This is a genomic window from Kitasatospora sp. NPDC093550 (genome assembly GCF_044764985.1).
In the GTDB taxonomy this organism is placed as follows: Bacteria; Actinomycetota; Actinomycetes; order Streptomycetales; family Streptomycetaceae; genus Kitasatospora.
In genome coordinates, this window is record NZ_JBIWJF010000053.1 from 21,036 (window position 1) to 28,837 (window position 7,802).

The following is a 7,802-nucleotide window of genomic DNA, read 5'->3' on the forward strand; positions in this document are numbered from 1 at the left end:
GATGGGCCGCTCGCCGCGCAAGGACCTGGTGGCGGGGCTGACGGTGGCGATCGTCGCGCTGCCGTTGGCGCTCGGCTTCGGGGTGGCCTCCGGCGCGGGGGCCGAGGCCGGACTCGCCACCGCGGTGGTGGCCGGGGCGCTGGCCGCCTTCTTCGGCGGCTCCGACCTGCAGGTGTCGGGGCCGACCGGGGCGATGACCGTCGTACTGGTCCCGATCGTCCACCAGTACGGCACCAGCGGGGTCCTGACGGTCGGGCTGCTGTCCGGGGTGCTGCTGGTCGCCGCCGCGCTCGGCGGGGTCGGCCGGTTCATGGCGTACGTACCGGCCCCGGTGGTGGAAGGTTTCACCGTGGGAATCGCCGGGGTGATCGGCCTCCAGCAGGTGCCCGCCGCGCTCGGCGTGCACGCCTCGGGCGCGGAGAACGTCGTGGTCGCCGCCCGGGACGCGGTCGCCGCCTTCGTACGGGCCCCGCACCTCGCCGCCCTCGCCCTGGCGGCCGGGGTGGCGGCGGTGATGCTGATCGGTGCGCGGCTGCGCCCGGGCATCCCGTTCTCGCTGCTCGCGGTGGTCGCCGCCACCGCGGCCACGGGGGCGGCCGGCCTGGACGTGGCCACGATCGGGCACCTGCCTGCCGGGCTGCCCGCGCCCTCGCTCGGCTTCCTCCATCTCGGCGAGGTCCCGCACCTGGCCACCGCCGCCCTCGCCGTGGCCGCCCTCGCGGCCCTGGAGTCGCTGATGTCCGCCACGGCGGCGGACGCGATGAGCGTTTCCGAGCGCCACGACAGCGACCGCGAACTGTTCGGCCAGGGCATCGCCAACCTGCTCGCCCCGCTGTTCGGCGGCGTCGCCGCGACCGGCGCGATCGCCCGTACCGCCGTCAACGTCCGCTCCGGCGCCGCCTCCCGCCTCGCCGCGCTCGTCCACGCGGCCGTGCTGGCCGTGGTGGTGTTCGCCGCCGCCCCGCTGGTGGCGGGCATCCCGCTGGCCGCGCTCGCCGGAGTGCTGATCGCCACCGCCGTGCGCATGGTCGAGGTCGGCTCGCTGCGGGCGCTGGCCCGCGCGGGGCGGGGCGAGGCGGCGATCCTGGTCCTGACCGCGGGCGCGACACTGGCCTTCGACCTGGTCACCGCCGTCATCGTCGGCCTGCTGGTGGCCGGTGCGCTGGCCCTGCGCCAGGTCGCCCGCTCCGCCGCACTCACCAGGGTGCCGCTGCACGAGGGCCTGCCGCCGGCCGACCACCACGCCGAGGAACAGGCGCTGCTCGCCGAGCACATCGTCGCCTACCGGATCGACGGCCCGGTCCTCTTCGCCGGCGCGCACCGCTTCCTGCTCGAACTCGCCGAGACTACCGACGTCAAGGCCGTCATCCTGCGCCTGTCGCGGGTCAGTGCCGTCGACGCCACCGGCGCCCTGGTGCTCGGGGACGCCATCGCCGGCCTGGAACGGCGCGGCATCCTCGTCCTGGTGTCCGGCGCGCGCGAGGACCACCTGAGGACGCTGGACGCCCTCGGAGTGCTCGACGCCCTGCGCGCCGAGCACCGGGTGTTCGCCGCGACCCCCGAGGCCATCGGCCACGCCCGGCGCCACCTGGCGGGCGTGCTGCCCGAACCGGGCGGCAAGGGGCGGCCCCGGTCCGGCCGTCAGCCGAAGAACCCGGCCGTCAGGCGACGTAGGTGACCCGGCCGGAGTCCAGGCGGTAGTACGCGCCGACCACCTGCAGCTTCCCGGCCGCGATCGACCACCGCCCATGTCGCCGAGGCCCGCAGGAGGGCCTACAACGACAACCAGGCCTGTTCCACGGGCGTCCTCGTCTACACGGTCGACACCGCGATCGCGAGCGGCCAGGGCCCGATCCGGGTGGTCCGCAACCCGAACGCCGCAGCGCCGCCGGCGGGTTGCAGTGCGCTGGACATGGCGACCTGGCAGCCGGGCCAGACCTTCCGCGACCCGGCAGCCGACATCGAATTCACCGTCCAGTCCGCCGACGCCTACAACAGCACGGTGAAAGCCATCGAGTGATGACCTGACGGGTGGAAGGACCGTCCTGCCGGGGTCGGGTCCGACCTCGGCAGGACGACGGGTCGTTCAGTCGGCCTCCTCCGGCCCGAGGACGGTGGCGTGATCGCCCGGACCGCCGATCGTCGACGGCGCACCGTCCGCACCCAGACGCAGCACGCGCCGGCCCACGACGTCGGCGATGAGAAGGATGCCGTCCGCGTCCACGGCCACGCCGGTCGGCAGGAACGGCTCAGGCCCTGGTTCGGTCCCCGGGACGACAGTGGTGATGACACCCTGATCGTCCACCCGCCGCACCCGCTGCCTGCTACGTGTGGTGGTCATGGCGGTCACTGATACCGCCGGACCACCGCCGGAAGCGGGCAGCCACCCGAACGAGGGCGTGTCCTCCCCCGGGCTGCTGGAGCTCACCGCTGAAGGGGTCGCTGCACGCGGGTCAGCCTCAGCGGTCGCCCACGAGCGCGAAGGCGAAAGCCAGGCGGCGGTCGATCCACTCGGCCTTCACGGTGACCTTCTCGCTGCCGTCCGAGGTCATCACCACCTCGTCGTCGGCCCACCACTCCAGGGTGCGGGGCTTGGACGGTTGGTCGCCGCCCTCCGCGCCGAAGTCGGCAAGGGCATCGAGGACTCCGAGTGCGAACCGGCCCGCCACCCGCGCGAGCGCGTCCTTCGAGGAACCGCCGGCGACCCAGTGGTTGCGGCCGACGATGGGGGAGTGTCCGGGCTGGTCGATGGCCCAGGTGTGGCGGAAGGGGCGCTTGGGCGGGATCCGACGGAGGGTTCCGATGAGCAGCCCTCGTCCGTCGTGAACGGGATGGTGCCGCTCGCCGTCGACCTCTCGCGGTTCGCCGACGTAGCAGAGCAGGCGGCTGGCGTCGGGGTCTTCGAACAGGGCGAGCCCGGGGGCCACGGGCGAGGGGGCTGACACCGGCGTCCGCGGTGTGGCCGAGGTGGCGACGTAAGCACAGGGAGCGAGGACCCGGTCGTTCTTACCGCCCTTGGCCACCCGGACGGCGCGCGGACCCCGGCTGATGCGGCTGCGCGTCGGGGTGGCCGGCCGTTCGACGTCGCTGATGACGAACTCCCTGACCCGTTCCCAGTGCACGGGTTCGACAGGAGGTTCCGCAGTGCTCTTCCTGTCCTTGCCGAAGCGCATTTCCGCCATCCAGACCGTCCGACCGACCAGTGCTCACCCTAAGCGGTGTCGTCGGGGGCTGTCCGCCGTGGACGTCGACTTCGGCGGTTCCGCACCTCGGGACGCGCTTCACTCATGACTCGAAGAGCCGGGTGAGCAGTACGCCGACGACGATAGTGCTACCGGATGCCGCCTTTGCTCGCGGTGCCGAGACAGCGGACGGATGCGGGCTGTTGACGCCCTTCAGGGGTTCCGCAGGCCGTTGGCCACCCGAAGGAGCTCGGAGGGCGAGAGCGCCGCGTGGTGCGGGTCGATGCTCACCACGGTGAAGGTGCTGACGCCGTCGGACCAGGTGAGGGCGCGTTCGGAATCCGTGTCGCACACGAGGGATGCGCGGTGGCCGTTGACGGACATCGGCGGACCGGCGTCGGTGCCCGGTGCCGGGTCCGGGGTGCTCGCTGCGGCGAGGACTTGGGTGATGCTCAGCGCGGGCGTGCCGGCGGTCGCGTAGTAGCGGGTCCAGGAGGGCACGGTGTCGCTGCGGTTGTACGGATGGGGAGTCCAGGGCCCGGCCACGGAGCCGAAGACCTGCGGGACGTCCGAAATCGCGGTGAAGCCCCGGGGGAGGTAGCCGACGTCGGCGAGCCGGGCGGCGGGGAACGGGACGAACGGCTTTCCCGTGTTGGCCTCCGACAGCTGCCTGGTCCCCAGAGGAGCCCGGAGTGTGAGACTGACCAGTCGGCTTGCCGAGGGGCACTCGTGGGTCTGGTCCACGGTGCGCCCGGTCTTCAGATCCGCGGCGACCGTCTGCGGCGTCTCGCGTGCGAACAGCCGCGGTTCGGCCTCCTGGCACGGTGTCCACGTGACCGGCGTCGTGAGGGTACGGCCGTCGGCGCTGAGGAGCACCTGGCTGAACAGCCCCGCGTCAGCTCTGGGCTCGTGGTCCGCAGCGTAGCGCGCCCCTACGGACAGAGCAGCCAGGGCGACGACGGCGCCCACGGCGAGGAGGGCCCTGCGGCGCCCCGGTGATGACATTCGACCACTCCACGTTCGACGGCAACGCCTGTTCGACCCGACGTCACCACGGTCCCGACGCTTCCGCGGTGGCCCGTCCTCGGGCGAGTGACCGTAACACTGGTGGGATGTAGAGCGGTCGGGGGACAGTACACCCGTTCCCGGGGAGTGCCCGGCGCCCGCGCGGGTACCGGTCCACGCATCTGCGCAAACCCGCTGCAGAAGGGCCGAATCGACCGCATCGGAGGCGCCGTCCTGGCATCATCCCCTCCGTGCCCGGGAGGGGCCCGGGTCACGTCGGACACCGGTGGAGCAGGTGGGGAGAACATGGACGCACGCATAGCGGTCACGGGCGGCGACGAGGTCCGGGAGACGGCCGACCTGTGGGAGTGGCTGCGCCACGAGCGCGAACTGGTCGGGCTGGTCCGAGCCGTGCCGACGGCACCCGCCGAGGGCGAACTGGGCGGGGCCGTCGAGGTGCTGGAGGTGGCACTGGGCAGCGGCGGCGCGGGCGCCGTCCTGGCCGGATCGCTCTCGACCTGGCTGCGGACCCGTCGCACGGACGTGACGGTCACCGTCACGACCCCGGCCCGCAGGGTCGAGCTGGACGTCCGGGGGCTCAAGCCCGAGGACGTCGCCCCCCTGCTGCGCGAGGTACTGAGCGGCGGCGATGACTGACCAGCCCGGGCCACCCGACTTCGCGACCTCCCGCGCGATCCTGATCGGGACGGGCACCTATCAGCGCAGCGGCTTCCAACCGCTGCCCGCCGCCCTCAACAGCCTGACCGCCGTACGACAGGTGCTGACCGACCCCCGGCTGTGCGGCTGGCCGCCGGACCGGATCACCGCCATCCCCGACCCCAGCGACATCCGCGAGCTGCTCCCGCAGCTGCGCGAACTCGCCCGGGAGACCCGCGGAGTCCTGCTGCTCTACTACGTCGGGCACGGTGTGATCCTGCCGCGCGGTCAGCTCTGCCTGACACTGACGGACACCAACCCCGATCACCCCGACGCGGGCGGACTCGTGTACGACCGCGTCCGCGAGGTGTTCCTGGACAGTCCGGCCAAGGTCAAGGTCGTGGTGCTGGACTGCTGCTACTCGGGCCGCGCCATCGAGGCGCTGGCCGCGGGGGCGGACCCCGCCGGGGCCGCACACATCCGCGGGGCGTACATCCTGGTCGCCAGCGACCGGGCCGCCCACGTCGTCCCGCTGAGCGAGCAGGCCGAGGCGACCACGTCCTTCACCGGGACGCTGCTGGAGCTGATCCGGGAGGGCATGCCCGGCGGTCCCGTCTGGCTCACCCTCGGCGCCCTGTACCCGCACCTGCGGGACCGGCTGAGAGAACGGGCACTGCCGCCGCCCAACCAGCTCGGCACCGACTCCGCCAACCTGTTCGCCTTCACCCGCAACGCCGCCCACCGGTCGCCCTTCGCCACGGCCCTGGCCGCCGCCTTCGTCCGGGGCCGGCGCCACCGTGATGTCTCCCTGGAACGACTGGCGCAGGAGAGCGGCCGCTCACCGGAGGAGGTCTCGTCCTACCTGTCGGGCGCGGCGATCGCCCCGCGCGACTTCGTCGACGCCTTCCTCGCCGCCCTGGAGCGGCACGGCGTCCCCCTGCCCCCGGGCCTCCTCGGCACGCTGCACGAGCTGCGTCTGACGGAGCTGCGCGACAGTCCGCTGCCCGCGGTGCAGGTCGTGTATCTGCAGGAGGTCACCGAGCAACTCCGGGAGGCGGTCACGGTACTGACCAGGGAGCGGGACGAGGAGCGGCGCGGCCGGCTGGCGGACCGGGCTCTGGCCGTCCGGTTGGCGGCGCGGCTCACCGCCGAGGAGGAGCGCATCCGCCGCCTGCGGGAGTCCTCCGAGGAGAAGGACCGCAGGCTCGCGGCGGCCGTCGCGTTCGCCCACGCCCGGGAGTCGGACCTGGCCGAGATCCGGCGCGAGGCCGACTCGCTGGGCCGGGAACTCGGTGTGCTGCGACTCCAGGTCCAGCGGCTGATGGACCAGGCGGACGGCGAGCCCCTTTCCCCGCCCGACGCGGATCCGGTGCCGGCCGCGGCAACCCCGCCGCCGGTGCTCGCGCTGGCGACGGCCCTCGGTCCGGAAGCGGAGCGCACGGCCGTCCCCGGCGCCCGGCCGCAGCCGGCCGGGCCACCGCGCCCACGTCCGTCCCGGCGCGCGCCGGTGCCCGTCGGCAGGGTGCTGGCCCAGGGCCTGCTCCTGCTGATCGGCCTGTCCGTGGTGGGTGCGGGATTCGGCCGGTTCCTCGACGAGAACGTCCGGGTGACGGCGCACCAGGGCGCCCCGGTCTGCGGCAGCCCGGGGATCGCAGCGGGGGTGGACTGCCTCAGGCCGGAGACCGGGCGGGTCACGGCGAAGTTCTCGGAGGACGGCCAGGCATCGACCGCGTACAAGATCTCGGTGCTCCGCGACACGGCGTCCGGCACCGAGACCTACACCGTCGGGAGGCGGTTCTACGACGACGTGGACTCCGGTACCGAGGTGGACCTCAAGGTCTGGCTGGGCCACGTGGTCGAGACCTCGTACCACGGCCACCGGGCCGACGTCCCCCTCTACGACCGGTGGGAGATGGTGCTGGTGGCGCTGCTGATCGGCGGGGGGACCAGCGTCGCCGTCCTGGGCGGCGTCCTGGCACGCGTGAACAACCCGGGGGTCCTGTGGGGCGCACCCGTGGCGATCGGTTTCACCTCCTGGATGGGGTCCAACATCTTCCTGCAGATGGAACTCTCCCCGTGGGTGACGATGCCCGCGGGCGTGTTCTGCTGGGTCATCGCGTTCGCCGCGACCTGGGGCTTCGCGACGTTCTGACGAGCCCGCCCGTCCACCCGCCCGCCCGCCCGTCCACCCGCCCGTCCCCCGTCCGGGTTTCCTCCGGACCGGGGACGGCCCGGCAGCCTGGTGCGCGCCCGCCCGACGTCGGCAGGCGGTCGGGCGGGTGGCCGACGGCCCCGGTCAGGCGACGCAGCGGCCGTAGTCGCCCCGCAGGAAGACCAGCGGCGGGCCGGTCCGCTGGACGGCGAGGTCGCGGACGGTGGCGGTGACGAACCAGTGGTCGCCCGCCGCCACCTCGCCCTCCGGCTCGCAGTCCAGCCAGGCGAGCGCGTCGACCAGTGCGGGGCAGCCGGCCGGGGTCAGCCGGTACGGCACCTCCCAGCGGGCCGGGTCGCGGGCCGCGAACCCCCGGCACACCTGCTGCTGGTCCGCGGCCAGCACGTTGACGCAGAACCGGCCGGCCGCACGGATCCGCGGCCAGCTGGTCGAGGACTTGGCGGGCAGGAAGCCCACCAGTCGCGGGTCCAGCGACACCGAGGTGAAGGTGCCGACGATCATCGCGGGCGGTGGCTGCGCCGGGGCGGGCGGCGGTGCGGTCACCAGCACCACCCCGGTGGGGTAGTGGCTGAGCACCGACCGGAACCGGTCGGCGCAGACCGGTGCTCCGCTCAGGGTGGAATCGGACATGGCAGCAGTGCTCCTTCCCTCCCGGGTCGCCGCGGGGGCGGGGCGCCCCGCGCGGCCCCCCCGCCCCCCCCCCCCCCCCCCCCGGCCGCGGGCGGGGGGGGGGGGGCGGCCCCCGCCCCCGGGGGGGGGCCGCCCCCCGAGGCGGCCCCCGGGGC

7 protein-coding genes are annotated in these 7,802 nt (G+C 74.0%); 3 read left to right on the plus strand and 4 right to left on the minus strand.

What is annotated here, in order from left to right; genetic code table 11:
• The first annotated feature begins 1 nt into the window (after nucleotide 1).
• Nucleotides 2–1,678, plus strand: a complete 1,677-nt coding sequence (locus tag ACIRD3_RS39330) for a SulP family inorganic anion transporter (RefSeq protein WP_402226664.1) — start codon at nucleotides 2–4, stop codon at nucleotides 1,676–1,678.
• Between the two features lie 408 nt (nucleotides 1,679–2,086).
• Here ACIRD3_RS39330 and ACIRD3_RS39335 read toward each other — a convergent pair whose 3' ends face one another.
• The 3 genes from ACIRD3_RS39335 to ACIRD3_RS39345 form a co-directional block, all read right to left on the minus strand.
• Nucleotides 2,087–2,350 (minus strand): hypothetical protein, encoded by a 264-nt coding sequence (locus tag ACIRD3_RS39335; protein ID WP_402226666.1) that lies wholly within the window; start codon nucleotides 2,348–2,350, stop codon nucleotides 2,087–2,089.
• 109 nt (nucleotides 2,351–2,459) lie between these two features.
• Entirely contained in the window at nucleotides 2,460–3,122 is a 663-nt protein-coding gene (locus ACIRD3_RS39340; RefSeq protein WP_402226669.1) for a hypothetical protein, read from the minus strand.
• 273 nt (nucleotides 3,123–3,395) lie between these two features.
• Complete coding sequence (locus ACIRD3_RS39345) at nucleotides 3,396–4,187, minus strand: hypothetical protein (RefSeq protein ID WP_402226670.1); 792 nt, start codon at nucleotides 4,185–4,187, stop codon at nucleotides 3,396–3,398.
• A gap of 306 nt (nucleotides 4,188–4,493) precedes the next feature.
• On the opposite strand from ACIRD3_RS39345, the gene ACIRD3_RS39350 reads away from it, so the two are divergent.
• A complete protein-coding gene (locus ACIRD3_RS39350) occupies nucleotides 4,494–4,844 on the plus strand; it encodes a hypothetical protein (protein WP_402226672.1) in 351 nt (116 codons plus the stop codon).
• Complete coding sequence (locus tag ACIRD3_RS39355; protein WP_402226674.1) at nucleotides 4,837–6,996, plus strand: caspase family protein; 2,160 nt, start codon at nucleotides 4,837–4,839, stop codon at nucleotides 6,994–6,996. The genes ACIRD3_RS39350 and ACIRD3_RS39355 overlap by 8 nt, the downstream gene beginning before the upstream one ends.
• A 144-nt stretch (nucleotides 6,997–7,140) precedes the next feature.
• Here ACIRD3_RS39355 and ACIRD3_RS39360 read toward each other — a convergent pair whose 3' ends face one another.
• Nucleotides 7,141–7,647, minus strand: a complete 507-nt coding sequence (locus ACIRD3_RS39360; RefSeq protein ID WP_402226676.1) for a flavin reductase family protein — start codon at nucleotides 7,645–7,647, stop codon at nucleotides 7,141–7,143.
• Between the last annotated feature and the right edge of the window lie 155 nt (nucleotides 7,648–7,802).

What these genes read in the sequence shown, in the direction of transcription:
- ACIRD3_RS39330 (WP_402226664.1), top strand. Translation starts at nt 2, where the DNA reads ATGGGCCGCTCGCCGCGCAAGGACCTGGTGGCGGGGCTGACGGTGGCG.
- ACIRD3_RS39345 (WP_402226670.1), bottom strand. Translation starts at nt 4,187, where the DNA reads ATGTCATCACCGGGGCGCCGCAGGGCCCTCCTCGCCGTGGGCGCCGTC.
- ACIRD3_RS39350 (WP_402226672.1), top strand. Translation starts at nt 4,494, where the DNA reads ATGGACGCACGCATAGCGGTCACGGGCGGCGACGAGGTCCGGGAGACG.
- ACIRD3_RS39355 (WP_402226674.1), top strand. Translation starts at nt 4,837, where the DNA reads ATGACTGACCAGCCCGGGCCACCCGACTTCGCGACCTCCCGCGCGATC.
- ACIRD3_RS39360 (WP_402226676.1), bottom strand. Translation starts at nt 7,647, where the DNA reads ATGTCCGATTCCACCCTGAGCGGAGCACCGGTCTGCGCCGACCGGTTC.